We start from the raw sequence: 25,003 nt of genomic DNA, 5'->3' as shown, positions 1-25,003 counted from the left end.
ATGGAACAGTTGAGAGACAAGGCCGCGATCGTCGGCATCGGACAGACGGAGTTCTCCAAGAACTCGGGACGCAGCGAACTACGGCTGGCGATCGAGGCCGTGAAGGCGGCGATCGCGGACGCCGGGCTTCGACCCGAGGACGTCGACGGGCTGACCACGTACACGAGTGACTCAAGCCAGGAGATCGACCTCGCCAGAGCGCTCGGCCTGGGGCCGCTGACCTTCTTCTCACGGGTGGGTTACGGCGGCGGTGCCGCCTGCGCCGTGGTGCAGCAGGCGGCGCTCGCGGTGGCCGCAGGCGTGGCCAAGACCGTGGTGATCTACCGTGCGATCAACGCGCGCTCCGGCCGGCGATACGGGGCCGGGCGGCGTTCGCACTCCGCCTCGGCGGACGGATTCGACTCGGTGATGAGCTGGATCGCCCCGTACGGGCTGTTCACGCCGGCCGGTTGGGTGGCGCCGTTCGCCCGGCGGTACATGCACGAGTTCGGCGCGACGAGCGAGGACTTCGGGCGGGTGAGCGTCGTGGGGCGCAAACACGCCGCGCGTAATCCGGATGCCTGGTTCTACGACAGGCCCATCACCCTGGCCGAGCACCAGGCCTCGCCGTGGATCGTGGAGCCGCTCCACCTGCTGGACTGCTGCCAGGAGAGCGACGGCGGCGTCGCCATCGTGGTCACCGGTGCCGAGCGGGCGCGAGAACTCACCGACCGGCCCGTCATGATCAGGGCGGTGGCCCAGGGCGCCGCGGCCGACCAGCACATGATGACCAGCTACTACCGGCCGGACGAGCAGATGGTGGAGCTGCCCGAGATGGCGCTCGTGGCGCGCCAGCTCTATGCGGCCGCTTCCCTGGGCCCGGAGGACATCCAGGCCGCGATCATCTACGATCACTTCACCCCCCTTGTCCTACCGCAACTGGAGGCTTTCGGCTTCTGCGGCAGGGGAGAGGCGAAGGACTTCATCCGTGACGGCCACCTGGAACTGGACGGCCGGCTTCCGACCAACACGAACGGCGGCCAACTCGGTGAGGCCTACATTCACGGCATGAACGGAGTGCTCGAAGCCGTGCGGCAGATCCGCGGATCCTCCTGCAACCAACTCGCCGAGGTGGAGCATGTCCTGGTCACCGCCGGCACCGGGGTGCCGACGAGCGGCCTCATCGTGGGGCGGGACGGATGAGCCGAAGGGTGCCCGCGTGACCGCCATATCCCTCGTCCACGGACCGTCCTCGGAGGAACACCATGCCGATTGACCCGAACGCCTTCGGAACAAAGAAGACCCTCACCGTCCACGGCAGCCGCATGGCGTACGTGGAGGAGGGCGAGGGTGACGCGATCGTGTTCCAGCACGGCAACCCGACCTCGTCGTATCTCTGGCGCAACATCATGCCGCACTGCCGGGGGCTCGGGCGGCTCATCGCGTGCGACCTCATCGGCATGGGCGACTCGGACAAACTTTCCCCGTCCGGGCCCGACCGGTATCGCTACGCGGAGCAACGTGACTACCTCTTCGCTCTCTGGGACGCCTTGAATCTGGGGGACCGGGTCGTGTTCGTCCTGCACGACTGGGGATCGGCTCTGGGCTTCGACTGGGCGAACCAGCACCGGGACCGCGTCCAGGGCCTCGCGTACATGGAAGGCGTCGTCACACCGGTCACCTGGGACGACTGGCCCGAGAACGCGCGTCGGGTCTTCCAGGGCTTCCGCTCCCCGGCCGGCGAGGAGATGGTGCTCGAGAAGAACACCTTCGTCGAGCGGGTGTTGCCGGCATCGGTCATCAGACCGCTCACCGAGGCGGAGATGACCGAGTACCGGCGGCCGTTCGCCCGGTCAGGCGAAGATCGCCGTGCCACGCTGACCTGGCCGCGACAGCTCCCGATCGACGGCGAGCCGAGCGACGTGACCGAGGTGGTGCGGGACTACTCCGCGTGGCTGAGCACGAATGACGTGCCGAAGCTGTTCGTCAACGCCGAGCCCGGTTCGATCCTGACCGGGCGGCAGCGCGAGTTCTGCCGAAGCTGGCCGAACCAGCGCGAGGTGACCGTGCGGGGAAGTCACTTCATCCAGGAGGACAGCCCCGACGAGATCGGCCGGGCCGTGGCCGACTTCATCCGCGAACTACGGCGGTGAGCACGGCACGCGCGTCCGCATGATCACCCACGAGGTGCCGACGACAACGCCGGACACGCCGGCCATGCCGGCGTGTCCGGCCACCCACCGTGAGAAGACGCCGATGCTCTTCTTCCCGTCGATCAGACGCGAAACGCAGCCCACCTGCCGACGTACTCGTTGAAGCAGGTCGGCCGGTGTTCACCGGCCTCGTATGGGCGGCTACTCGGCGGCGGCGAGCTGGCCGCAGGCGCCGTCGATCTCGCGGCCGCGGGTGTCACGGACCGTCACCGGCACACCGTGAAACTCCAGGCGCCGGACGAAGGCCCGCTCGTCCTGGGGCCGGGAGGCGGTCCACTTGGAACCCGGGGTCGGGTTGAGCGGGATCAGGTTGACGTGCACGAGCTTGTTCTTGATCAGCTTGCCGAGCAGGTCGGCCCGCCACTCCTGGTCGTTGATGTCCTTGATCAGCGCGTACTCGATGGAGACCCGGCGCTTGGTCCTGGCCGCGTAGTCCCAGGCCGCGTCGAGGACCTCGGCGACCTTCCACCGGGTGTTGATCGGCACCAGGGTGTCGCGGAGCTCGTCGTCGGGAGCGTGCAGCGAGAGCGCCAGCGTCACCGGCAGCCCCTCCCCGGCGAGCTTGCCGATCGCCGGAACCAGGCCGACCGTGGAGACGGTGATGCCCCGGGCGGAGATGCCCAGCCCTTCGGGCGCGGGCTCGACCATCCGGCGGACGGCGCCGACCACGGCCTTGTAGTTGGCCAGCGGCTCGCCCATGCCCATGAAGACCACGTTGCTGACCCGCCCGGGACCGCCGGGAACCTCACCGGCGGCCAGTGCCCGCGCTCCGGCGACGACCTGCTCGACGATCTCGGCGGTGGTCATGTTGCGGGTCAGGCCCGCCTGTCCGGTGGCGCAGAACGGGCAGTTCATGCCACAGCCCGCCTGCGAGGACACGCACATGGTCGTGCGGTCGGTGTAGCGCATCAGGACCGACTCGACCAGCGCGCCGTCGAAGAGTCGCCACAGCGTCTTACGGGTGGTGCCGGCGTCGGTGGTCATCTCCCGGACCGTGGTCAGCAGGCTGGGGAAGAACGCGGCGGCGAACTTCTCCCTGGCAGCGGCCGGAAGATCCGTCATCAGCGCGGGGTCGCCGTTGAGCTTCTCGAAGTAGTGCCGGGAGAGCTGGTCGGCACGGAACGGCTTCTCGCCCAGCTCGGCGACCGCCGCCCGGCGCTCGGCCATGGTCAGGTCGGCCAGGTGGCGGGCGGGCTTGGCCCGGCGCGGCGCCACGAAGGTGAGCTGGCCGGGTACGGGGGCAGTCGACACGTCCAATGCCTTCTCTCGACGGTTACGCGAATACTCGAAGCGGCGCCCGACCGTAATCTAGAGTCCGGAGGTATGGCGACAAACCGCCCCACAGGAGAGCGGGGAGACGGCGTCGAGGTCGTGCTCACCGACGTCAATCCCTACCGGAGCCGCACCCTGGTGGTCGAACGCGACGAGACTTCCTCGGTAGCTTACCTGTGCGGATCGCAGGGGGAGGTGCACGGAGCCGTCTGGCTGGCCAATCACGGCCCCGCTCCCGAGGGGCTCGACCAGGACCGCCTGGACTCCGCACTCCCGCCGACCGCCCCCCGGGCGAACACCCGGCACCCCGACGGCAGAGGCCCCCTGGGCACGCTGCGGGCGCTGTGGTTCGAGGAGGGCGACGGCGTCGCCCTGTATGAGAACGAGGAGCTGCTCGCGGTCATTCCCGGCTGGGCGGACATGCACCGGGGAATGCCCGGCTACTGCCGCGATGCGCTGGGCGAGTCCCCGCTCGCCTGGTCACTGGAGGAGGCCCAGGACGGCCTGGCCTCCCGGATCGCCAAGGCCCGCGCCTACTGGGAGTGGCGGGGCGGCGACGGCGCCTGGGCGTCGTTCCAGCAGTTCGTGATGGGCCATCTGGACCGCAGGGTCGGCACCGCGGGCCGGTTCTGGGACGCCGGGGGCGAGCGGATGCCCACGGTGGGCATCACCGAGCGACCGCCGGAGCGGGACAGGGAGTACACGATCCTGTCCACCGTCGGGATGAGCTGCCAGCGGATGCCCACCGTCGAGCAGTACATCGACCGGCCCGATGCCTACGCCCGGGTGGAGCTCGCCGTCGCCTCCCCCGGCGACGCCCGTGACGCGGCCCGGCTCTTCCTGTGGCTGGGACAGTACCCCTGGCACTCGGTCACCTGGCTGGGCCACGGCCACACCGCCAGGTGGTATCACCGGCCGGAGACCTTCCCGCTCGGCTCCGCCTACGGCGGGGTCATGATGCTGACCGGGCTGCCGGGGCTGCCCGACCTGTCGAGTTTCTCCTTCGGCGGGGACTCCGTCCAGTGGCTCTGGCTCATCCCGATCACCCCGGACGAGCTGAACCTGGTCTCGGCCGAGGGCTACCGGGCGGTGCTTCCGCGCCTGTCGGCGACCCGGCTCACCGGGACGAGATGAGCCTCTTCACAGCAGCAGGGTGAACAGCACCCAGACCGGAATCAGCGCCACGACGAGGGAGTCGAGGCGGTCCATCATGCCGCCGTGGCCGGGGAGCACGCTGCTCATGTCCTTGACGCCGAGGTCGCGCTTGATCACCGACTCGACCAGGTCACCGAGGGTGGCGAAGACCACCACGACCGCGCCGATGAGGACACCCTTCCAGACGTCGTCCTTCAGCAGCCACGCCACCAGCCAGCCGCCCACGGCCATGCAGGCCAGTGCCGACCCGGCGAAGCCCTCCCAGGTCTTCTTCGGGCTGATCATCGGGGACATCTTGTGCCTGCCAAGGGATATCCCAGCGAAATATCCACCGATGTCGCTCGCGACCGTGGTCGCGATGAAGACGAGCACCAGGTCCGCGCCCTTGGTCGGGTGGGCGAGAAGCAGCGCCACAAACCCGGCGAGCAGCGAGGGATAGACGACGACCAGGATGGTCGCGGTGATGTCGCGGACGTAGTTCTCGGTGCCCAGGAACATCCGCCAGATCATCAGCACGAGCACGGTCATCGCGAAGACGCCGACCAGCCAGGCGGTCCCGCCCCAGTAGGCGCCGGTCAGCATGGCGGCCATGCCGACCAGAACCGGGATCAGCGGGATTCTGATGTCTCTGGCCTCGAACGACCTGACCAGCTCCGTCACTCCGACGCCCACCGCCGCGATCACCACGACGAGGAAGAGCACCTTTACGAAGTAGAGGGAGGCTATGGTGACCGCCGCCAGGGCGAGACCTACCGCCACCGCAGCGGGAAGATTCCGGCCGGTACGGCTACTGCCCGCCACGGGTTCCACAGGGGGTCCTACTTTCATACATACACAAAATCCTTGTCCCGCACGGAGCGCCCGCGCGGGACAAGGATCATGGATCAAACCTCAAGCAGCTCGGATTCCTTGTGCTTGAGCAGCTCGTCAATCTTGGCGACATGCTTCTGGGTGAGGTCGTCAAGCTCCTTCTCCGCCCGGCGCACCTCATCCTCACCGGCCTCGCTATCCTTGACCAGCTTGTCCAGGATCTCCTTGGCATTACGACGAATGTTACGGATGGAGATCCTGGAGTGCTCCGCCTTGTTCCTGGCGACCTTGATGTACTCCTTGCGGCGCTCCTCCGACAGCTCGGGGAAGGCCACCCGAATCACCGCTCCGTCGTTACCAGGGTTCACACCGAGGTCCGAGTTGCGGATCGCCTTTTCGATCGCGGCCATCGAGCTCTTGTCAAAAGGCTGGATGATGACCATGCGTGCCTCGGGTACGTGGAACGAGGCAAGCTGCTGAATGGGGGTGGGCGTCCCGTAGTACTCAGCGCTGATCTTGTTGAACATCGACGGGGTGACCCGACCGGTGCGGATGCCTGCGAAGTCTTCCTTCGCCACCGACACGGCCTTGTCCATCTTTTCCTCGGCTTCGAGGAGAGTATCGTCGATCACAGCGGCTCCCTGTCTTCTCGGTCACTCACCATCCTCGCTCACTTCGCGGCACGCTCCTACCTCACGCACCACTCCGCTCGCTACGTCGGGCTCGCTCCCTGTCTCCTGGTCGCTCCCCACTCCTCACTCACTTCGCGGCACGCTCCTACCTCACGCACCACTCCGCTCGCTACGTCGGGCTCGCTCCCTGTCTCCTGGTCGCTCCCCACTCCTCACTCACTTCGCGGCACGCTCCTACCTCACGCACCACTCCGCTCGCTACGTCGGGCTCGCTCCCTGTCTCCTGGTCGCTCCCCACTCCTCACTCACTTCGCGGCACGCTCCTACCTCACGCACCACTCCGCTCGCTACGTCGGGCTCGCTCCCTAACGTGCCGGACTTACCAGCGTGCCGATCTTCTCACCGCGCACGGCCCGCAGGATGTTGCCCTCACCCATGAGGTCGAAGACCACGATGGGAAGGTTGTTGTCCATGCACAGACTGATGGCAGTGGCGTCCATGACCCCCAGACCGCGGGTCAGCACCTCACCATATTCGAGGTGGTCGAACCGGACGGCATCGGGGTTCTTCCGAGGGTCGGCGTCGTAGACGCCGTCCACCTGGGTGCCCTTGAGCAGAGCCTCGGCGCCGATCTCCAGCGCTCGCTGCGCGGCGCAAGTGTCGGTGGAGAAGAACGGCGAGCCGAGCCCCGCCCCGAAAATGACCACTCGGCCCTTCTCCAGGTGACGGATGGCACGGCGGGGCAGGAACGGCTCGGCGACCTGCTGCATGGTGATGGCCGTCTGGACGCGGGTGTCGACCCCCCGCTTCTCCAGGAAGTCCTGGAGGGCCAGGCAGTTGATGACCGTGCCGAGCATGCCCATGTAGTCGGCCCTCGCCCGGTCCATGCCGCGCTCGGAGAGGGCGGCACCCCGGAACATGTTGCCGCCGCCCACGACCACCGAGACCTGGACGCCACCTCGGACGGCCTCGGCGATCGAGTCCGCGAGGTGACCCACGACCGCCGGGTCGATGCCCAGCGGCTCGCCGCCGGCGAACGCCTCACCGGACAGCTTCAACATCACCCGCTTCCAGCGAAGCGGATCCGAGTACGAAGAAACCGCCGACGTGGCGGGTCCTGGATTCTCCTGCACGGCGGCGGCCTCCTCGTTTGGTGCTCTGTGTAAAGAGCGGGCGTCTGGAATTAGGCCTGGCCAACCTTGAAGCGGACGAAGGCCTGGACCTTGACACCATTCTCGTCCGCGAACTTCGCGACGGACTTCTTGTTGTCCTTGACGAAGGACTGCTCAAGAAGGGTGAAGTCCTTGTACCAGCCGTTGATACGACCATCGACGATCTTGCCGATGGCCGCCTCGGGCTTGCCCTCCTCGCGGGTCATCTCCTCGAAGAGCGCGCGCTCCTTCTCGATGACGTCGGCCGGGACCTCGGCGGAGCTGAGGTACTTCGGGGCCATCGCGGCGGCGTGCTGCGCGATGTCCTTGGCGACACCGGCGTTCGGGGTGTCGAGCTGCACGAGCACGCCGACCGCCGGGGGCAGCTGGGGGTCGGTCTTGTGCATGTAGGAGCCGATGAAACCGCCCTCAAGCACGGCGAACCGGCGGATCTCGATCTTCTCGCCGAGCGCGGCGTTGGCCTCGTCGAGGTGCGTCTTGACGCTCTTGCCGTCGAGTTCGGACTCGAGCAGCGAGGGCACGTCGCTCGGCCTGGAGGCCAGGACGTGCTTGACCACCTGGGCCGCGAGCTCCTGGAAACGCTCACCCTTGGCGACGAAGTCGGTCTCGCAGTTGAGCTCCAGCAGCGCGGCGGCGGAGTCGCTGTCCTGCTCCAGAGCGACCAGGCCGTTGGAGGCGGTACGAGCCTCACGCTTGCCGACGTCCTTGGCACCCTTGAGGCGGAGGAGCTCGACCGCGCGGTCGAAGTCGCCCTCGGACTCCTCAAGAGCCTTCTTGCAGTCCATCATGCCGGCGGCGGTCAGCTCACGAAGCCGCTTGACGTCGGCCATGTTCACGGAAGCCATTGTCTTTTCCTCGTGGGAATCGTCGTGGATCGGGTGGGTGCCCCCGACTGAGCGGCACCCACCCGGAAGGGTCTTGCGGGTCGTACGGCCAGGCCGTACGGAGATGACCTAGGCCTGCTTCTCGGCGGTCTCGGTCTCGGTCTCGGCCTCGGCAGGGGCCTCCACGACCTCGGCCTCGGCAGGAGCCTCGGCGACCTCGGCCTCGGCAGGAGCCTCGGCGACCTCGGCCTCGGCAGGGGCCTCGGCGGCCGGGGCGCTCTCGGCGCCACCGGCCAGCAGCTCCTGCTCCCACTCGGCCAACGGCTCGGCGCCACCGGCGACGGCCGGCTTGTCGTCGCCGCCACGACCCGCACCAGCGCGGGCCATGAGACCGGCGGCGACGGCGTCGGCGACGACGCGGGTCAGCAGGCCGACGGCGCGGATGGCGTCGTCGTTACCCGGGATCGGGTAGTCGACCTCGTCGGGGTCACAGTTGGTGTCGAGGATGGCCACGACCGGGATGTGAAGCTTGCGAGCCTCGCTGATCCCGATGTGCTCCTTCTTGGTGTCGACGACCCACACGGCGCTGGGAATCCGGGACATGTCCCGGATGCCGCCGAGGGTGCGCTCAAGCTTCTCCTTCTCGCGACGGCGCATGAGGAGCTCCTTCTTCGTGAGCCCCGAGGCGGCCACGTTGTCGAAGTCGAGCTCCTCCAGCTCCTTCAGGCGCTGGAGCCTCTTGTGCACGGTGGAGAAGTTGGTGAGCATGCCGCCCAGCCAGCGCTGGTTGACGTACGGCATGCCGACGCGGGCGGCCTGCTCGGCGATGGCCTCCTGGGCCTGCTTCTTCGTGCCGATGAACATGATCGTGCCGCCGTGCGCGACGGTCTCCTTGACGAAGTCGTAGGCCCTGTCGATGAAGGCCAGCGACTTTTGCAGGTCGATGATGTAGATGCCGTTGCGCTCGGTGAAGATGAAGCGCTTCATCTTCGGGTTCCAGCGACGGGTCTGGTGGCCGAAGTGCACGCCGCTTTCGAGCAGCTGTCGCATGGTGACGACGGGGGTGGACATTGATTGTCCTCCAGATCGGGGCGCCCATCTCTGGGCGCTGTTCTCGGTTGGCCGCGACAACCTGTGGATGTCGCCCTGATGCCCCGAACCGGATCCAGCCGGGCTCTCACCCGGACCGAGGGATCTTGGCTCTTGACGGGGCATGCGAAGTCGGCCCATGACGAATGGGCCACCAAAAATTGTACCCGTACCCGGGCCTCTCCCTGACCTTCGGTCGTCAAGCACCCCTTACGCGTCACTGGGCAGGCCGTGTGGCCGGCGCCGGGCCCGAGGAAAGAGACTGACCTGCGCCTCGGCGATCCGGGCTCCGGACGGAGCGTCCGCCCGGTCCCTGACGGTGGTCAGGTAGGGGGCGAGCAGCTCGTCGATCCGCTCGTTCAGCCGTTTCAGCTCATCGGCGTCGACCAGCAGGACGGCGCGGTTGAACATCATGGCCTCGCGCCACTCCCGGGACTCCCGCTCCATGCTCTGCATGGCCCGGGTCACCTCGTCCGCCGCCTGGTCCCGCACGGCCTTGATCAGGAACTCCTTGGCGCTGCGCACGTCCGGGCCGTCGTCCGGATCGGGAGTGACGCTCAGGCCCACGGGGCTGGAGCGCCACAGCCGCTCCCTGCCGTCGCCGCGCGCGGGCGCGTCCTCGACGAAGCCGTACTTGGCGAGCATGCGCAGGTGGTAGCTGGCCGCGCTCGGCGTGACCCCGACGACCTCGGCGACCTCGGTCGCGGTGCAGGGCCCCTCGGCGTGGAGCCGGTTCAGGATCGCGAGCCGCGCGGGGTGGGCCAGCGCACGCATCGCCGTGGGATCGCTGAGGGACCTGTGCTTCCGTACCTCGGTCATGTGCAGACCGTACCCACTCCAAATATGAAACATTGCCTTCATAACTGTGAAGGGCTACCTTCACAGTTATGAAGTGTTCCTTTCACAGTTTCCGGAGGGTGACGTGACCTCCGTGTTCCAGCCGGTGCCGCTCAGGAGGCAGCGCGACTACCGGCTGCTGCTCTCCGCCCGTGCCGTCACCGAGACCGGCGCCGAGGTCTCCCGGCTGGCGGTGCCGCTGACCGCCGCCGTCCTGCTCGGCGCCTCCCCCGTCCAGATGGGCGTGCTCACCGCCGCGACCTCGCTGCCCTACCTGCTGATCGGGCTCCAGGCGGGTGCCCTCGCCGACCGGCTGAGGCGGCACCGGCCGGTCATGATCGCCTGCGACCTGGTCTCGGCCGCCGCCATGGCCACCATCCCGGCGGCCTGGATCACCGGCCTGCTGACCGTGCCCTGGCTGATCGCGGTGGCCTTCGTGGTCGGCACCTGCTCAGTGATCTTCAGGTCGGTCAACTTCCCGCACCTGGTCACCGTGGTCCACGAGAGCCAGCGGACCGAGGCGCTCGCGGGCTTCCAGTCGGCCTTCGCCGTGGCAAGCGTCGGCGGCCCCAGCCTCGCCGGGCTGCTCGTCCAGCTGATCACCGCGCCGTTCGCGATCCTGGTCGACGCGCTGTCCTTCCTGCTCTCCGCGTTCCTGATCCGGGGGATCCGCGCGCCGGAAACCCACACCCCCGCACCCCCGCGCGGCATGTGGACCGAGATCCGCGAGGGCCTGGGCACCGTGGTCCGGCACCCGGCGCTCCGCGCGCTCTGCGGCGGCGGGACGACGATCAACTTCTTCGGCGGCGTCTACATGGCGCTGTTCGTGATCTACGCGCTCAACGTGCTCGACCTGCCCGGGGGCCTGGTCGGCGCGCTCACCGCCTGCTTCGGCATCGGCGGCCTGCTCGGTGCCGCCGTGGTGCCCCGCCTGACCAGACGGTTCGGTGAGAACCGGATGCTGGTCTACGCCACCCTGCTCTTCCCGATCGACTACGCGGTCGCGGCGCTCTCCGGCGGCCCGGTGTGGCGCAGCTTCCTGCTCATGTCCGCCAGCGCGGTGACCTCCGGCATGGCCGTCGTGGCCTTCGCCGTCTGCATGGGCGCCATCACCCTGCGCGAGACCCCCGCCGAACTGCGCGGCCGGGTCAACGCCACGATGTCCTTCATGATCCAGGGCGTCCTCACCCTCGGCAGCCTGGCCGGTGGCCTGTTCGGCGAGCTACTGGGGCTCCGCCCGGTGCTGTGGATCTCCGCGGCCGGGGTGCTGACCACCCTCGCCTGGATCGGCCTCTCCCCCCTCCGCCACTCCTCCGCAACTCCGACATGATGATCGTTTGTGATGCCCCGCGCGACCACCTCACCACCAGGCGGGCGGGTGCTCACCGTTCTCCGGAGGCGGGCTCGACCAGTACGGCGACACGCCGCCGACGGTGCCGGGGGGCCGGAGATAGGTCAGGCGGCCGAAGGCGCTGTCCATCTCCTCGATCAGATCGGTGACGTCCGGCTCCGGCGTGGCCGCGCCGTCGACCCGGCCGAGGCCGTCCAGCCATCGCGCGGTCCCCGCCAGGGAGAGTTCGACCCGCCAGGAGCCTCCCTCCGCGGACCGGCGGAGCAGGGCGGCCATCGCCCCGAAAGCGGCCAGGTAGCCGGTGGCGTGGTCGAGGACCTGGGCGGGAAGCGGGTGTGGCCGCGATCCGCCACCGCCCTCGTGCGCGATGCCACACGCCATCTGCACCAGGCTGTCGAACCCGCGCCGGAGCGCCCACGGCCCGCGCCCCCCGTACGCCGAGACGTCCACGCAGACGATCCCCGGCCTGATCGCCGCCAGTTCCCCGGGGCCGAACCCCAGCGATCGGAGAGCCCCCGGCCGGTAGGACTGCACGAGCACGTCCGCCCCGGCCACCAGGTCGCGCAGCGCGGCGCGCCCGGCCGTCGTCCTCAGGTCCAGGTGACAGGACCGCTTGCCGAACGCGGTGCCGATCACCAGCCCCGGTACCTCGGGAAGGTGCCCCGCGCCCACCCTGAGCACCTGGGCGCCGTGGGCCGCCAGCGTGCGGGTCGCCACCGGCCCCGCGATCACCCTGGTCAGATCGAGCACCCGAACCCCGTCCAGCGGCCGCCCTTCTCCCCTCCTCGGGGCACGGGTCCGCCCACCGCCGGAGTCTCCGAACCGGGTCAGGCCGACGAGCGGCGACCTGGCGACCTGGCGGGCCTGGGGGTGCTCGCGCCATTCGGCACGGCTGCGCATGGCCGCGGCGCATCCTCCCTCGGCCGTCACCGACTCCTCGACCTCGACGGCGGCCCGGCCGGCGCAGGCGCGCACGACGGCGTCCCGGCCCGCGGCCGGGGGAAGTCCCAGCGCCGCGAGAGCCGCGTCCCGGTGGTGGTCGAAGTTGCAGTGCAACCGGACCCAGCCATCGGCGGCGCGGTAGTCACCCGAGAGAGGGGCCCACAGTTCCCCGGCGACTCCGTCGATCCTGAAGTGACGCTCGTCCCTGAAGGCCGCTGCCGCCTCCCGCAGGTCCACCGCCGCCTCCCGCCCGCCTCCCCCGAGCGCGGCGGCCGCCGCGGTGGCGACTCCAACGGCGACCGCGGCGGCGGCGCCCACCCGGAAGACGGAAGGCAGCACCGGATCATCCCCGGTCACCCGTACCGGCGGCAGCTCGACCCCCGCCTCGGCCGCCAGCTCGCGAATACGTTCTTCGACCACGCGATCCCTCCACACCCTCGGCCGCCTATCCACAGAATCCAGTTCGGCCCATATCCGCCGCGCCGCTGTTCCGCATGCTCGCAGGCATGAGACCCTTCTCCGCCATCGGGCTGCGAGCCGTGCTCTGCTCCCTGATCCTGGCCACTCCGGCAGCCGGCTCCCAGCACGCGACCCCCCTCGCATCCCCCGGCGGAGAAACCGGCGGAGAAACCGGCGGAGAAACCGGCCGCGAGGCCGCACTCGACATGGCCGGGGCGACGCGTCCGGGCGAGGCGCCCGCCCCCTCTCCACGCTGGGGATGGCCGCTCGCCGGGCGACCACGGGTGCTCAGGGGGTTCGCGCCACCGGCGCAGCCGTGGCTGGCCGGTCACAGGGGCACCGACCTCGCCGCGTCACCCGGAGCCGAGGTGCGTGCCGCGGGAGCCGGAACGGTCGGCTACGCGGGCCCGCTCGCGGACCGTGGAGTGGTGACCGTGCTCCACTCCGGCGGCCTGCGGACGACCTACCTGCCCGTCCAGCCCTCGGTGGGACGCGGGCGGGCGGTGGCCACCGGCGAGGTGATCGGCGTCCTCCAGGACGTCCCCGGGCACTGCCCCACCGCCTGCCTGCACTGGGGGCTGCTCCGCGACCGCGCCTATCTCGACCCCCTGCTCCTCCTCGGTCACGGCCAGGTCCGCCTGCTCCCCCTGTGGCCCGGCCTGGATCTCGCCGGCCGTCCCGCACAGCGGTGATCACCGATGGGCACGCCGGTGCCCGTCCCTGACCGATGCCAAGGCGACCGCTTCCCCGGGCACGCCCTGCCCGGGGAGAAGGCTATCCACCGAAAGGACGATCGGCGCGGAGACGCCAGCCCCGAGAGACACGCTCGACGTAGCCCGCGGCGGCCAGGCCGCCGAGGCAGGAGAGCACGGTCTCCAGGTCGACGCCCGCGGCGACGGCTATCGTCGCCGGCCCCATGCCGATCCGGGTGGGCATCGCCTCGACGACCTTCCTGCTCTCCGGGTCGAGCCGGTCACGGGGGAGCACCGGCCCGCGCGCCTCTGGGGCCAGGTCGGTGCCCATCGTTCCGGCGAGCTCGATCACCTCCTCGGCACCGGTGACGCAGACGGCCCTGCCCTGGCGGATCAGCCGATGGCACCCTGCCGAAGCCTCCGAGGTCACCGGGCCCGGCACCGCGGCCAGCTGCCGGTTGAGCGCGACCGCGTGCCCGGCGGTGTTGAGCGCCCCGCTGCGCACGGCGGCCTCGACGACCACGGTGCTCCGTGACAGGGCCGCGATGAGACGGTTCCTGACCAGAAACCTCGGCCGGGTCGGGTGCGCGCCCATGGGACATTCGCTGACCAGCACCCCCTGCGCCCGGACGGCCGCGAACAGTTGCTGGTGCGCGCTGGGATAGGCGACGTCGGCGCCACAGGCGAGCACGACGACCGTCGGTGCCTCACCGGCGAGCGCACCGCGGTGGGCGGCACCGTCGATGCCGTAGGCGCCGCCGGAGACGACCCCCCATCCCCTCTCGCTCAGCCCCGCCCCGAGCTCCGCCGCCACGTGCGTGCCGTATGGCGTGGCGGCCCGGGAACCGACGACCGCGACGGATCTGAGGCAGGAGAATCGCAGGTCGGCGTCGCCGTGCAGCCAGAGCGCATGGGGCCGGGAGCCGCCCAGGTCGTCCAGCTGACTCGGCCACTCGGCGTCGCCGGGAATCACCAGCCTGGCGCCTATCCGCTCGCCCTCGGCCAGATCACGCTCGGGGTCGGCCGTCTTCAGCCGGGCCGCCCAGGATGCGACCATCCGGTCGAACCTGGCCGCGAGCCGTCCGTCCCACCCGGCCCTCCTGCCACCGCCCGCCCCCGAGTCGCCATCTGAGGCGCCTGCCCCTCCCCCACCTCGGTCCGAGCCCCTGTCGTACAGATTCCCGCCGTACGGACCGGAGCCCCCGTCGCGGGGACCGGGACCTCCAGCCGGGCGATCGTGGGTGTCGGCGAACCATCGGGTGAGATCCGCGTCCACGGCGCCCTCCCGGACCAGGGCCACGGCGGCCTGTGGGCCGCGTAGGGCGACGAGCGCGCCCATCGCGGTGTCACCCGGTTCGGCCAGGCGCATCAGGGTGAGCCGCGCGAGCCTGTCGTTCAACGTTCCTCCCCCAGCCACAGCCCGAGGGCGGAATTGGTCTCGTGCGGCTCCGGCCGGTCCTTGCCGGCGAGGTCGGCCAGGGTCCAGGCCAGTTTGATGATCCGGTCAAGACCCCGGGCGCTCAGCAGGCCGCTGTCGAGATGCCGGAGCAGCGGTGACATCGCCGCGGCCGGCGGCCGGTATTCGGCGTGGAGGGCGCGGGCGGGCATCTCCGCGTTGCAGCGCCACGGCATGTTCGCGAACCGCTTGGCGGCGCGCTCACGGGCGAGCAGCACCCGTTCTGCCACCACCCTGCTGGGCTCGATGAAGCGGCGGTCGGCGAGGAGTTCGCGCCTGGTCGACCTGAAGAGGCTGACCTTGACGTCCACCCGGTCGAGCAGCGGGCCGGAGAGCCTGGCGAGATAGCGGCGGCGGGCGGCGGGAGCGCACGCGCACGGATCCTTGGGGGTGGAGGGCCGCGCGCACGGGCACCTGTTGGCCGCCAGCACCAGCGCGAACCTGGCGGGAAAGGTCACCGCCCCCAGCGCCCTGGAGACCGTCACCCGGCCCGATTCGAGCGGTTGCCTGAGCGCGTCGAGAACGGTCGTCGAGAACTCGGGGGCCTCATCGAGAAAGAGCACTCCCCGGTGGGCCAGCGAGACCGCACCGGGACGGATCATCCCGCTGCCCCCACCGATGACGGACGCGACGGTCGCGGTGTGGTGTGGCGCCACGAACGGCGGACGGACCAGCAGCGGGCGATCCTTGGGCAGCACTCCGGCGACCGAGTGTATGGCGGTCACCTCCAGGGCCTGATCCCACTCCAGGGCCGGGAGCAGGGTCGGCAACCGCTCGGCGAGCATGGTCTTGCCGGTGCCGGGAGGACCGAGCATCCAGAGGTTGTGACCACCGGCGGCGCAGACCTCCAGCGCGCGGCGGGCGACGGGTTGCCCGGCGACGTCTCCCAGGTCGGGACCGTCCTCGATGCCACCGGCGGCACCGGCGGCACTGTCTCCCAGGTCGTGCCCGGGGACGGCCTCGCCGGGACATCCCGGCGGAAGCGGGCGCGCGGCCCGGTGATCGGGATCTCCGGCACCGTCCAGGACGCCTCCCGGCGGCTCACCGCTTCGCAGCCCGCTCACCAGCGCGCCCAGGGTGGTCGCGGGGATCACGGTCACGCCCGGCACGAGACCCGCCTCGGCGGCGTTGCGCGCGGGGACGACGACGGTGCGGGCACCCGCGGCGACGGCCGCCAGCACCGCGGGGAGAACGCCCCTCACCGGCCGCACCGAGCCGTCGAGACCCAGCTCACCCAGGAAGAGCGGCTCGGCGACCCTGGCCGCGGGCACGAATCCGGCCGCCGCGAGCAGGGCCATCGCGATCGCCAGGTCGAAGAGGCTTCCCCGCTTGGGCAGGCTGGCGGGAAACAGGCTGACCGTGATCCGGGCGTCGGGCCACGCGTACCGGCTGTTGACCAGGGCGGAGCGGACCCGGTCGCGGGCTTCGCTCAGCGCGGTGTCCAGCATTCCGATCAGGTGCAGACCCGCGACACCGCTACCGATGTCGGCCTCGATCTCGACGAGACGGCCGGTCACCCCGACCAGGGCGACGCAGCGCGTGCGTGCGACGGCCACTCACCTCACCTCCCACGGGGTGGGATGTGGGGAGCGAATGATCCAGGACAGGCCAGGAGACATCAGCACACCCCCCGCTCGTGGCGGATGGCGAAATCCCCGGCGAACCGCTCAAGGGCGACGACGTCAACGCGGATCGCGTCGAACCCCTCCTGGTGCTCGGCGACCCATCTGGCCACGAGCACGCGCAGGCGCGCGATCTTCGCATCGGTGACCGCCTCGAAGGCGGTGCCGTGACGGCGGCCGGAGCGGGTCTTCACCTCCACCGCGACGAGCGTGCGCCCCTCTCGGGCGACGACATCGATCTCCCCGTCCGGGCATCGCCAGTTGCGATCCAGGATCTGCAGGTCGTGCGCGAGCAGATAGTCGACGGCGACCTGTTCGCCGTACCTGCCAAGCTCATCCTTCGCGGCCATGGAACCACCTCCGGTTCCCGACCTTCGCTCAGCTCACCGCGCCCCCGACGAGCCGAACGGGGCTCTGTGGACAACCGGCCGGAGACGAGGCGCGCCTGTGGACGACGCCCCGGCCCGCGGACAGCGTTCCCGCAGCTCAGCAATGGTCAAAAAGCCGCAAAACCCCTCAAGAGGAGAAGCCCTCCTTCGGCATCTCCAGATCGGGTTTGGCGAGCTCCTCGACGTTCACGTCCTTGAAGGTCACCACGCGGACGTTCTTGACGAACCTCGCGGGCCGGTACATGTCCCAGACCCAGGCGTCCTGCATCTTCACGTCGAAGAACACGTCGCCGTTCTCGGCGGTCCGCACGTCGAGATCGACGGAGTTGGTGAGATAGAAGCGCCGCTCAGTCTCCACGACGTATGTGAACAGGCCGACAACGTCGCGGTACTCACGGTAAAGCTGCAGCTCCATCTCGGTTTCGTACTTCTCGAGATCCTCTGCGCTCATACCGGTCCTCCTGTTAAACGCACACCCCGGCCCGCCCGATCAGACGGCACCGGCCCCCAGTTCATTCTCACCCATCACCTCGCCCGCTCCTGACCGTGCCACCGTCGAGAACGAGAAGCGGTGGTCCGGACACGGACCGTAGGTTCTGAGAGCCCTGCGATGATCGACGGTGCCATACCCCTTGTGCACGGCGAATCCGTACCGGGGATGACGTTCGTGCAACGCGACCATCATCTCGTCCCGCGTCACCTTGGCCACGATCGAGGCCGCGGCGATACAGGCCGCGACCTGATCTCCCTTCCACACCCCCAATGACGGCATGGGCAGCCCGGGAACGGGAAACCCGTCGGTGAGAACGTAGCCGGGCTGACGGGGAAGCCGTGCCACGGCCCTGCGCATTCCATCGATGTTGGATCTGTGCAGACCGCGGGTGTCGATCTCACCCGGCGGGATCACCATCACGCTCACCGCCTCCGCGGTCGCCGTGATCCGCTCATACAACGACTCACGGCGGGAGGCCGTCAGCTGCTTGGAATCACCCAGGCCGTCGATCCGGCCGCCCAGCACCACGGCGGCGACCACCAGAGGCCCGGCACAGGCGCCACGGCCCGCCTCGTCGACCCCCGCCACGGGACCGAGCCCGCGGCGGTCAAGGGCCCGCTCGTAGCCGTACAGCCCTAGATCGCGCCGGACCACACTGGGCCTGGGGCGAAACGCAACCGTCATGACACCTCGGGTGACACAGCGACCATGACCAGAGAGTACGCCCCCTCCGGTGCATTCGGTACCGCTATCTCACCTTGAGAAAACTCTCCGGCCTCGAAAGGATCGTGGCCCTGGAGAACGGCCAGTAGATCGCCACCGCACGGCCGACGACGTCGTCCTCGGAGATCGTGCCCTCCCCCTTCCGCTCCTCGTGGGCGCGCGAGTCGGCGGAGGCGGTGCGGTGGTCGCCCATGACCCACAGTCTCCCGGCGGGGACCACCTTCTCGAACGCGTCCCCCGAGGGGAAGTCGCCGGGGTACAGGTAGGAGCCCTCTTCGAGCGGCACTCCGTTGACCGTGATCCGCTTCTGGGCGTCGCAGCACTTCACCGTGTCACCACCGACCGCGATGACCCGCTTGATGGTGTCCTCGTCGTTCCAGCCCTTGAAAACCACGATGTCGCCACGCTCGGCGTCGCCGTGCAGCTTGTTGACGACCACCCGGTCACCCACCTGAAGGGTGTTCTCCATCGACTCCGACGGGATCCAGAACGACTGGAAGACGAAGGCCTGCAACAGCAGCGCCACCACCACCCCGCACACCAGCAGGAACAGCGACTCGCGCAGGTTGCCGCCCTTACCGGACTTCTTGTTCTTGTCAGCCTCGGGTTCCACGGTCATGAGGTTCGGCTACCGCCTTGAAAGTCTGCGACGACGCCACAGCACCAGCGGCACGGCGCCTGCGAAGCCCGCGAGGAACGGGGCCGCGCCTCCCACGGCCGCGGCGGCTTTGAGAGCCGGTTGACCGAAGGTGTCGGGAATGGGAATGGTCGTGGCCCTGGAGAACGGCCACACGATCACGAAGGCCCGGCCGATCACCTTGTCCACCGAGATCGTCCCGCCGCCGGGGTCGCCCAGGTGGGAGCGGGAGTCGAGGGAGACCATCCGGTGGTCGCCCATCACCCACAGGCGGCCCTCGGGGACCTTGGCCTCGAAGAACTTCTGGGACGGCACGTCACCCGGGTAGAGGTAGTCCTCGTCGAGGGGGACCCCGTTGACCGTCACCCGGCCCTGGGCGTCGCAGCACTTCACCGTGTCGCCGCCGACGCCGATGACCCGCTTGATGTAGTCCTTCTCGCCGGGGACCACGCCGAAGGCGGTTCCGACCCAGTGGAAGAACCCCGCGACCGGGTTGGACGGCTCCTCAAGGTCGATCTCGGGATCCCAGGAGTCGACCCCGGAGAACACCACCACGTCGCCGCGTTCGATGTCCCGGACGCGGTAGACGAGCTTGTTGACCAGGACCCGGTCGTTCGTGAGGAGGGTGTTCTCCATCGACTCCGAAGGAATGTAGAACGCCTGGATCACGAAGGTCTTGATTATGAGAGCGAGCACCACCGCCACGACGATCAGAACAGGCAGCTCCTTCCAGAAGGAGCCCTTCTTCTTGCCCTTGTCGCTCTTGGCGTTCTTCTGGGTGTCTTCGGCGACCACGTCCACCTCGTCCTCGACAGGTCGACGCGAGACTGCGCCGTACTCCCGGTCTTCGCTAGTCATCGCTGACGAGCCTAGATGATGGGCGGCACCAAGTGGTCGAGTGACGGGGTACCGCATAGCCATGCGTATTGCCATAGGAGGTCAAACCTCCTTACATGCGACTGGCCCGCTCCCCGGAAAAGAGGGCGCGGGCCAGGGCGGCGACTACCGCGCGCGCCTAGCGGGCCTCGCGCTTCTCGCGGATACGGGCGGCCTTGCCGCGCAGGTCACGCATGTAGTAGAGCTTGGCCCGGCGGACGTCGCCACGGGTCACGAGGACGATCTTCTCGATGACCGGGCTGTGCACCGGGAAGGTACGCTCGACGCCGACGCTGTAGCTGACCTTGCGAACCGTGAAGGTCTCGCGGGCGCCACCGCCCTGGCGGCGAAGGACGAAGCCCTTGAAGACCTGGACACGGGACCTGCTGCCCTCAATGACCCGGACGTGGACCTCGAGCGTGTCACCGGGCCGGAAGCTCGGGATGTCGGTGCGGAGCGCGGACGTCTCGAGCTCGCTGATCAGCGTGTGCATGGCAGTGGTACCTCGTTTTTAAACGCACCCGGAGGTCCATCCGGCCGCGACGGAGCGGCGTCGTGATGGACACGCGTGCTGAAATGGATTGTGTCTTGGAGCCGGCCGCAATGAGACCGGCCCGGAGGCCGGGAAGGCAGTCGACGGCAACGCTTCAGTCTGCCATATTTTCCCGACCGACCGGAAATCAACCGGTCAGGGCCCCGTATCGGCCCCGCCGGTCAGGGGACGGAACCGGTCAGGGAGCCGGGCCGACGGGTCCGGTCCCGGGCTGGTCGAGCTCGGACAGGAGCCGCCTGTCGTGCTTGTCCAGGCTCTGCGGGGCGAGCGCCGCCAGCAGTTCGGGCCGGTTCCTCGCGGTACGGCGCAGTGCCTGATCCCGCCGCCACCGGGCGATCTTTCCGTGATGCCCGGAGAGCAGGATCTCCGGCACCTCGTGCCCCCGCCACTCGGGCGGCTTGGTGTAGACGGGACCTTCGAGAAGGTTCTCCATCGCGCCGGGCGCGAAGGAGTCGTCCACGGCCGAGTGGACGTTGCCGAGCACACCCGGCAGCAGCCGCCCGATGGCCTCGATCATCACCAGCACGGCCACCTCGCCTCCGGCGAGCACGTAGTCCCCGATGCTGACCTCGTCCACCCGCATGCGCGCGCCGTACTCGGCCATCACCCTGGAGTCGATGCCCTCGTAGCGGGCCGGGGTGAACAGCAGCCAGGGCTCGGCGGCGTACTCCATCGCCAGCTTCTGGGTGAAGGGCACACCGCTGGGGGTCGGCACGATCATCCGCGGCAGGGCCACGGGGTCCGCGGCGAGGACCTCGTCGAGGGCCTCGCCCCAGGGTTCGGGCTTCATGACCATGCCGGGCCCCCCCCCGTAGGGTGTGTCGTCCACCGTGCGGTGCACGTCGTGGGCGTGGTCGCGGAGCTGGTGGAGACGGACGTCGAGGATGCCGCGCTCGCGGGCCTTGCCGATGAGGGAGACGTCGAGGGGGGCGAAGTACTCGGGGAAGATCGAGATGACGTCGACGCGCATGTCAGACGATCTCGTCCGGATCGAGCAGTCCCGCCGGACCGTCCACGACGAGGATGCCCTTCTCAAGGTCGATCACCGGGACCAGCGCCTTGACGAACGGCACGTAGACCTCCGCCTTCCCACGCCGTACGACGAGCAGGTCCTGGCCATGGTGGAGCACGTCGGACACCTCGCCCACCCGCTCGCCGTCGGGCTTGACCACGGCGAGGCCGATGAGCTGGTGATCGTAGAACTCGTCGGGATCGTCGGACGGCGGGATGTCCGCCGAGTCGATGACGAGCATGGTGCCGCGGAGATCCTCGGCCTGGTCACGGTCGCTCACGCCCTCGAACCTGACCAGCAGGATGCCCGAATGCCAGCGACGGGACTCGACGACCAGCGGGCCGGCCGAGGCGGGGTCGGTGGCCAGGGCGGTGCCCGGGGCGAAGCGCCTGTCAGGCTCGTCGGTGCGCACCTCCACGGACACGTCTCCGCGGAGTCCGTGCGGGCGACCGATCCGCCCTACGACGAGCTGCACGCCCGCCTCCTCACATAGTGATGCCGGTGGAAAGCAGACGGGCCACCCGCGCTGGGCGGGTGGCCCGTTCGCTCGATTGGACGCGTCCGGCGGCTTGGGCCTGTCCTGCGGATCTTTTGCCTACTGCGGTCGGTCAGGCGGCGCCTCGCCGCGTTGTCGTCGGTCACCGCAGCACGCTGCGGCTCCCTCCTCCGCCTTGCGAGACACCACCTGACCGATCCTCGCGACGGCAAGATCCACAGGACAGGCCCTAGCGGGCCTCGTTCAGGTCGAGCAGATCGACCCGGACGTACTTGCCGTCGCCGAGGGCGTTCACGACCGTGCGAAGCGCCTTGGCCGTACGGCCACCGCGGCCGATGACCTTACCGAGGTCCTCGGGATGCACCCGGACCTCAAGCACACGCCCGCTGCGGATGCGGCGAGCGTGCACCTGGACGTCGTCGGGGTATTCGACGATGCCCTTCACCAGGTGCTCGAGGGCCTCCTCAAGCACCTCAGGCCTCGCCTTCCGGCTTCTCCTCGGCGGCCGCGGTGGGCTCAGCCGGGGCCTCGGCGGGGGCCTCTTCAGCCTTGGGAGCCGCCTTGCGGGTCGACTTCTTCGGCGTGGTGGCGGCTTCCAGAGACAGCGCCTCCTTGGCCGCGGCCTCGTAGACGGCGTGGCGGTCGGCCTTGGGCTCGGCGACCAGGAGCGGAGCCGGAGCCGACTCGCCCTTGAACTTCTGCCAGTCGCCGGTGAGCTTGAGGAGCTTGAGGACGGGCTCGGTCGGCTGCGCGCCGACACCCAGCCAGTAGGCCGCCCGCTCGGAGTCGACCTCGATGCGCGAGGGGTTCTCCTTCGGGTGGTAGAGGCCGATCTCCTCGATCGCCCGGCCGTCACGCTTGGTGCGGCTGTCGGCGATGACGATGCGGTACTGCGGGTTGCGGATCATGCCGAGCCGCTTGAGCTTGATCTTGACTGCCACTGGTGTGGTCTCTCCTGCATTAGAGCGTGGGTGAGCGGTGTCTCATCGAGTGGGGCACGAGGAGAGGACCGATCGAGGGACAGGCATGGCACGTGGGAGTGAGAGGGCAACCACGTGTCACGATGTTCCAACATGTCATTGTGCCAGACGCGCGGGGGTGCCCGGCCAATCCACGGCCATCCCCCGTGGCGGCCGGAGGGCAAATCTCGGTAATCCACGTGTGTCCGGGCCCCCTGCGGGTCCGGCCTGCTGCGCTAAATGGCCGCCGTGGCAACCACCCTCAGATCTCTGCTGCTGACCGCGACCGGATCCATCACCGTGCTGGGAGCGGTGCTGACCATCAGGGCGACCCCTGCCGGTCAGGCCGACGCGCCTCCGGCGTCCGCCCCTTCCCCTGCCGTAAACCCGGGAACCGGCCACGACAGTGTCCCCTGGCCGTCTCACGTCCCACGAGGAACGTCCGTGCCTCCTTGGGGCCCGCTCCTGCCCGGGGCTCCGGTGCGGCCGGGAGCACCCGCCCCGCCGGAGACCCTCGAACCGCCGGGGACCGCCTCGCGGCTCAAAGCCCCCGTCCTGCCCGAGGCGCCGATCCTGCCGGGAGCCGCCCAGGCGCCGGAGACTCCCGCACCCCCGGGAGCACCCGCGCGGCCCGCGTACCCGCCGTACGATCCGTCGGCCAGGATGGCGTGGTGGGAGCACTACTTCGGACGTACCCCGAGCAGTTCGAGCACGGCCACCAGGATGAACCCCGCGACGATGATCACCCAGATCCATCTGGCACGCGCGTGGAAGGGGCCATCGCTCATTTCTGACCGGGGAGCTTGAACTTCGAGGGGTCGAAGCCCGGCGGCAGCTCCAGGCCAGGAGGCAGCTGCTGCCCGGAACCGAGCCTGCCGAGGAGGCCGTTCCCCGCCGGGGCCGCAGGCTCGCCGGACTTGTCGGGGGCGGCCTTGCCGAGGGCGGCCTTGCGCGGGTCACCGCTGACCCTGCGTCCCTTGGCCGCCTTCTTCTGCGCGGCCTTGGCTCCCTTACGACCACCGGGCATCCCGGGGATGCCCATGCCGCCGGCCATCCGCTTCATCATCTTCTGAGCGTCGAAGAAGCGGGTGACCAGGCCGCTCACCTCGGTCACCGTCACACCGGAGCCCCTCGCGATACGGGCACGGCGTGAGCCGTCGATCATCTTCGGATTGTGACGCTCGGCGGGGGTCATGGAGCGGATGATGGCGGCGATGCGGTCGAGGTCGCGGTCGTCCACCTGGTTGAGCTGGTCACGCATCTGCCCCATGCCGGGCATCATGCCGAGCAGGTTCTTGATGGGGCCCATCTTCTGGACCATCATCATCTGCTCGAGGAAGTCCTCCAGGGTGAAGCCCTCGCCCGAGGTGAGCTTGCTCGCCATCTTGGCGGCCTCGGCCTCGTCGAAGGTCTTCTGGGCCTGCTCGATCAGGGTGAGGATGTCACCCATGTCGAGGATGCGGGAGGCCATCCGGTCCGGGTGGAAGGCGTCGAAGTCCTCGAGCTTCTCACCGGTGGACGCGAACATGATCGGCCTGCCGGTGATGTGGCGGACCGACAGTGCGGCACCGCCGCGGGCGTCGCCGTCGAGCTTGGTCAGCACGACACCGTCGAAACCGACGCCCTCCATGAACGCCTGGGCCGTGCTGACGGCGTCCTGGCCGATCATCGCGTCGACGACGAAGAGGACCTCGTCGGGCGAGACCGCGTCGCGGATGTCCGCCGCCTGCTTCATCAGCTCCTGGTCGATGCCCAGGCGGCCCGCGGTGTCGATGATGACGATGTCGTGCTGTTGCCGCTTGGCGTGGTCGATCGACTGGCGGGCCACCGCGACCGGGTCGCCGACGCCGTTTCCCGGCTCGGGCGCGTAGACCGCGACGCCCGCGCGCTCGGCCACGACCGAGAGCTGTTGTACCGCGTTGGGCCGCTGGAGGTCGGCGGCGACCAGCAGCGGCGTGTGGTTCTGCTCACGCAGCCAGCGGGCGAGCTTGCCGGCCAGGGTCGTCTTGCCCGCGCCCTGCAGGCCCGCGAGCATGACGACGGTCGGCGGGTTCTTGGCATAGCGGAGCCGCCGGGTCTCGCCGCCGAGGATCTCGATGAGCTCGTCATTGACGATCTTGACGACCTGCTGCGCCGGATTCAGCGCCTGGGAGACCTCGGCGCCGCGGGCGCGCTCCTTGACCTGGGCGACGAACGCCTTGACCACGGGCAGCGCGACATCGGCCTCGAGGAGCGCGATGCGGATCTCGCGGCAGGTCGCGTCGATGTCGGCCTCGGAGAGCCGACCCTTGGATCGAAGGGAGGAGAAGACCGATGTCAGCCGGTCGGAAAGCGTCTCGAACACGTGATTGGCCAGCCTC

Annotated in this window: 26 protein-coding genes; 5 read left to right on the top strand and 21 right to left on the bottom strand. The window is 69.4% G+C overall.

All coding sequences use genetic code 11. The annotated features are described in order from the left end of the window. Positions 1-1,182, top strand: coding sequence for a lipid-transfer protein (locus ACQP0P_RS11510; RefSeq protein ID WP_433374672.1), 1,182 nt, complete (start codon positions 1-3; stop codon positions 1,180-1,182). 62 nt (positions 1,183-1,244) lie between these two features. After that, positions 1,245-2,132: a haloalkane dehalogenase gene (locus ACQP0P_RS11505; protein ID WP_433374669.1), complete on the top strand. Its 888-nt coding sequence runs from the start codon at positions 1,245-1,247 to the stop codon at positions 2,130-2,132. Positions 2,133-2,333: 201 nt separating this feature from the next. On the opposite strand, the gene rlmN is transcribed toward ACQP0P_RS11505, so the two are convergent. Beyond that, entirely contained in the window at positions 2,334-3,443 is a 1,110-nt protein-coding gene (gene rlmN / locus ACQP0P_RS11500) for a 23S rRNA (adenine(2503)-C(2))-methyltransferase RlmN (protein WP_433374666.1), read from the bottom strand. A gap of 72 nt (positions 3,444-3,515) precedes the next feature. On the opposite strand from rlmN, the gene ACQP0P_RS11495 reads away from it, so the two are divergent. Further along, the gene (locus tag ACQP0P_RS11495; RefSeq protein ID WP_433374662.1) at positions 3,516-4,598 is read left to right on the top strand and encodes a suppressor of fused domain protein; all 1,083 of its coding nucleotides are present in this window, start codon (positions 3,516-3,518) and stop codon (positions 4,596-4,598) included. Between the two features lie 6 nt (positions 4,599-4,604). Here the strand turns inward: ACQP0P_RS11495 and ACQP0P_RS11490 are convergent, their stop codons facing one another. The 6 genes from ACQP0P_RS11490 to ACQP0P_RS11465 all read right to left on the bottom strand — a co-directional run bounded on the left by ACQP0P_RS11490 (position 4,605) and on the right by ACQP0P_RS11465 (position 9,965). Further along, the gene (locus ACQP0P_RS11490) at positions 4,605-5,447 is read right to left on the bottom strand and encodes a phosphatidate cytidylyltransferase (protein WP_433374659.1); all 843 of its coding nucleotides are present in this window, start codon (positions 5,445-5,447) and stop codon (positions 4,605-4,607) included. Positions 5,448-5,503: 56 nt separating this feature from the next. Continuing rightward, positions 5,504-6,061, bottom strand: a complete 558-nt coding sequence (gene frr, locus ACQP0P_RS11485) for a ribosome recycling factor (protein WP_433374657.1) — start codon at positions 6,059-6,061, stop codon at positions 5,504-5,506. A 365-nt stretch (positions 6,062-6,426) separates the two neighbouring features. Next, a complete protein-coding gene (gene pyrH / locus ACQP0P_RS11480; RefSeq protein WP_350924039.1) occupies positions 6,427-7,122 on the bottom strand; it encodes a UMP kinase in 696 nt (231 codons plus the stop codon). A gap of 122 nt (positions 7,123-7,244) precedes the next feature. Continuing rightward, positions 7,245-8,078: a translation elongation factor Ts gene (gene tsf, locus ACQP0P_RS11475; RefSeq protein WP_433374653.1), complete on the bottom strand. Its 834-nt coding sequence runs from the start codon at positions 8,076-8,078 to the stop codon at positions 7,245-7,247. A 108-nt stretch (positions 8,079-8,186) separates the two neighbouring features. Continuing rightward, positions 8,187-9,128: a 30S ribosomal protein S2 gene (rpsB, locus tag ACQP0P_RS11470; RefSeq protein ID WP_433374651.1), complete on the bottom strand. Its 942-nt coding sequence runs from the start codon at positions 9,126-9,128 to the stop codon at positions 8,187-8,189. A 228-nt stretch (positions 9,129-9,356) separates the two neighbouring features. Continuing rightward, positions 9,357-9,965, bottom strand: coding sequence for an ArsR/SmtB family transcription factor (locus tag ACQP0P_RS11465; RefSeq protein ID WP_433374648.1), 609 nt, complete (start codon positions 9,963-9,965; stop codon positions 9,357-9,359). A gap of 103 nt (positions 9,966-10,068) precedes the next feature. Between ACQP0P_RS11465 and ACQP0P_RS11460 the strand changes: the two genes are divergently transcribed. Further along, positions 10,069-11,313 (top strand): MFS transporter, encoded by a 1,245-nt coding sequence (locus ACQP0P_RS11460; protein WP_433374646.1) that lies wholly within the window; start codon positions 10,069-10,071, stop codon positions 11,311-11,313. 30 nt (positions 11,314-11,343) lie between these two features. Here ACQP0P_RS11460 and ACQP0P_RS11455 read toward each other — a convergent pair whose 3' ends face one another. Then, a complete protein-coding gene (locus ACQP0P_RS11455) occupies positions 11,344-12,696 on the bottom strand; it encodes a CoA transferase (protein ID WP_433374643.1) in 1,353 nt (450 codons plus the stop codon). 86 nt (positions 12,697-12,782) lie between these two features. Here ACQP0P_RS11455 and ACQP0P_RS11450 point away from each other — a divergent pair, with 86 nt between their 5' ends. Further along, complete coding sequence (locus ACQP0P_RS11450; RefSeq protein WP_433374640.1) at positions 12,783-13,427, top strand: murein hydrolase activator EnvC family protein; 645 nt, start codon at positions 12,783-12,785, stop codon at positions 13,425-13,427. 82 nt (positions 13,428-13,509) lie between these two features. Here ACQP0P_RS11450 and dprA read toward each other — a convergent pair whose 3' ends face one another. The 13 genes from dprA to ffh all read right to left on the bottom strand — a co-directional run bounded on the left by dprA (position 13,510) and on the right by ffh (position 24,987). Then, the gene (gene dprA, locus ACQP0P_RS11445; RefSeq protein ID WP_433374637.1) at positions 13,510-14,826 is read right to left on the bottom strand and encodes a DNA-processing protein DprA; all 1,317 of its coding nucleotides are present in this window, start codon (positions 14,824-14,826) and stop codon (positions 13,510-13,512) included. Then, positions 14,823-16,439: a YifB family Mg chelatase-like AAA ATPase gene (locus ACQP0P_RS11440; RefSeq protein ID WP_433374634.1), complete on the bottom strand. Its 1,617-nt coding sequence runs from the start codon at positions 16,437-16,439 to the stop codon at positions 14,823-14,825. Before ACQP0P_RS11440 ends, dprA begins: the two co-directional genes overlap by 4 nt. 62 nt (positions 16,440-16,501) lie before the next feature. Further along, the gene (locus ACQP0P_RS11435; RefSeq protein WP_433374632.1) at positions 16,502-16,855 is read right to left on the bottom strand and encodes a YraN family protein; all 354 of its coding nucleotides are present in this window, start codon (positions 16,853-16,855) and stop codon (positions 16,502-16,504) included. Positions 16,856-17,021: 166 nt separating this feature from the next. Beyond that, entirely contained in the window at positions 17,022-17,345 is a 324-nt protein-coding gene (locus ACQP0P_RS11430; protein ID WP_030511723.1) for a DUF2469 domain-containing protein, read from the bottom strand. A gap of 39 nt (positions 17,346-17,384) precedes the next feature. Next, a complete protein-coding gene (locus ACQP0P_RS11425) occupies positions 17,385-18,071 on the bottom strand; it encodes a ribonuclease HII (protein WP_433374629.1) in 687 nt (228 codons plus the stop codon). A 64-nt stretch (positions 18,072-18,135) separates the two neighbouring features. Then, positions 18,136-18,729, bottom strand: a complete 594-nt coding sequence (gene lepB / locus ACQP0P_RS11420; protein WP_433374626.1) for a signal peptidase I — start codon at positions 18,727-18,729, stop codon at positions 18,136-18,138. Positions 18,730-18,738: 9 nt separating this feature from the next. Beyond that, entirely contained in the window at positions 18,739-19,605 is an 867-nt protein-coding gene (lepB, locus tag ACQP0P_RS11415; protein ID WP_433374623.1) for a signal peptidase I, read from the bottom strand. A 157-nt stretch (positions 19,606-19,762) separates the two neighbouring features. Then, positions 19,763-20,116 (bottom strand): 50S ribosomal protein L19, encoded by a 354-nt coding sequence (rplS, locus tag ACQP0P_RS11410; protein WP_433374620.1) that lies wholly within the window; start codon positions 20,114-20,116, stop codon positions 19,763-19,765. Between the two features lie 238 nt (positions 20,117-20,354). Continuing rightward, positions 20,355-21,146, bottom strand: a complete 792-nt coding sequence (gene trmD / locus ACQP0P_RS11405; protein ID WP_433374617.1) for a tRNA (guanosine(37)-N1)-methyltransferase TrmD — start codon at positions 21,144-21,146, stop codon at positions 20,355-20,357. Between the two features lies 1 nt (position 21,147). Continuing rightward, the gene (gene rimM, locus ACQP0P_RS11400) at positions 21,148-21,663 is read right to left on the bottom strand and encodes a ribosome maturation factor RimM (RefSeq protein WP_433374614.1); all 516 of its coding nucleotides are present in this window, start codon (positions 21,661-21,663) and stop codon (positions 21,148-21,150) included. Positions 21,664-21,913: 250 nt separating this feature from the next. After that, positions 21,914-22,156: an RNA-binding protein gene (locus tag ACQP0P_RS11395; protein ID WP_030906210.1), complete on the bottom strand. Its 243-nt coding sequence runs from the start codon at positions 22,154-22,156 to the stop codon at positions 21,914-21,916. A gap of 1 nt (position 22,157) precedes the next feature. Then, entirely contained in the window at positions 22,158-22,625 is a 468-nt protein-coding gene (rpsP, locus tag ACQP0P_RS11390; RefSeq protein ID WP_433374611.1) for a 30S ribosomal protein S16, read from the bottom strand. Between the two features lie 802 nt (positions 22,626-23,427). After that, positions 23,428-24,987 carry a signal recognition particle protein gene (gene ffh / locus ACQP0P_RS11385; protein WP_433374608.1) on the bottom strand — a complete coding sequence of 520 codons (1,560 nt, stop codon included), beginning with the start codon at positions 24,985-24,987 and terminating at the stop codon, positions 23,428-23,430. Between the last annotated feature and the right edge of the window lie 16 nt (positions 24,988-25,003).

The organism is Streptosporangium sp. CA-115845 (genome assembly GCF_050943795.1).
Taxonomy (GTDB): domain Bacteria; phylum Actinomycetota; class Actinomycetes; order Streptosporangiales; family Streptosporangiaceae; genus Streptosporangium.
Note: the sequence above shows the minus strand (reverse complement) of the source record. Positions and strands in the feature narration are given on the sequence as shown.

Excerpts from the sequence above, each read along its gene's own strand:
- ACQP0P_RS11510 (WP_433374672.1), top strand. The coding sequence starts at position 1 with ATGGAACAGTTGAGAGACAAGGCCGCGATCGTCGGCATCGGACAGACG.
- ACQP0P_RS11505 (WP_433374669.1), top strand. The coding sequence starts at position 1,245 with ATGCCGATTGACCCGAACGCCTTCGGAACAAAGAAGACCCTCACCGTC.
- ACQP0P_RS11495 (WP_433374662.1), top strand. The coding sequence starts at position 3,516 with ATGGCGACAAACCGCCCCACAGGAGAGCGGGGAGACGGCGTCGAGGTC.
- ACQP0P_RS11490 (WP_433374659.1), bottom strand. The coding sequence starts at position 5,447 with ATGAAAGTAGGACCCCCTGTGGAACCCGTGGCGGGCAGTAGCCGTACC.
- pyrH (WP_350924039.1), bottom strand. The coding sequence starts at position 7,122 with ATGTTGAAGCTGTCCGGTGAGGCGTTCGCCGGCGGCGAGCCGCTGGGC.
- tsf (WP_433374653.1), bottom strand. The coding sequence starts at position 8,078 with ATGGCTTCCGTGAACATGGCCGACGTCAAGCGGCTTCGTGAGCTGACC.
- rpsB (WP_433374651.1), bottom strand. The coding sequence starts at position 9,128 with ATGTCCACCCCCGTCGTCACCATGCGACAGCTGCTCGAAAGCGGCGTG.
- ACQP0P_RS11465 (WP_433374648.1), bottom strand. The coding sequence starts at position 9,965 with ATGACCGAGGTACGGAAGCACAGGTCCCTCAGCGATCCCACGGCGATG.
- ACQP0P_RS11450 (WP_433374640.1), top strand. The coding sequence starts at position 12,783 with ATGAGACCCTTCTCCGCCATCGGGCTGCGAGCCGTGCTCTGCTCCCTG.
- ACQP0P_RS11435 (WP_433374632.1), bottom strand. The coding sequence starts at position 16,855 with ATGGCCGCGAAGGATGAGCTTGGCAGGTACGGCGAACAGGTCGCCGTC.
- ACQP0P_RS11430 (WP_030511723.1), bottom strand. The coding sequence starts at position 17,345 with ATGAGCGCAGAGGATCTCGAGAAGTACGAAACCGAGATGGAGCTGCAG.
- ACQP0P_RS11425 (WP_433374629.1), bottom strand. The coding sequence starts at position 18,071 with ATGACGGTTGCGTTTCGCCCCAGGCCCAGTGTGGTCCGGCGCGATCTA.
- lepB (WP_433374626.1), bottom strand. The coding sequence starts at position 18,729 with ATGACCGTGGAACCCGAGGCTGACAAGAACAAGAAGTCCGGTAAGGGC.
- lepB (WP_433374623.1), bottom strand. The coding sequence starts at position 19,605 with ATGACTAGCGAAGACCGGGAGTACGGCGCAGTCTCGCGTCGACCTGTC.
- rplS (WP_433374620.1), bottom strand. The coding sequence starts at position 20,116 with ATGCACACGCTGATCAGCGAGCTCGAGACGTCCGCGCTCCGCACCGAC.
- trmD (WP_433374617.1), bottom strand. The coding sequence starts at position 21,146 with ATGCGCGTCGACGTCATCTCGATCTTCCCCGAGTACTTCGCCCCCCTC.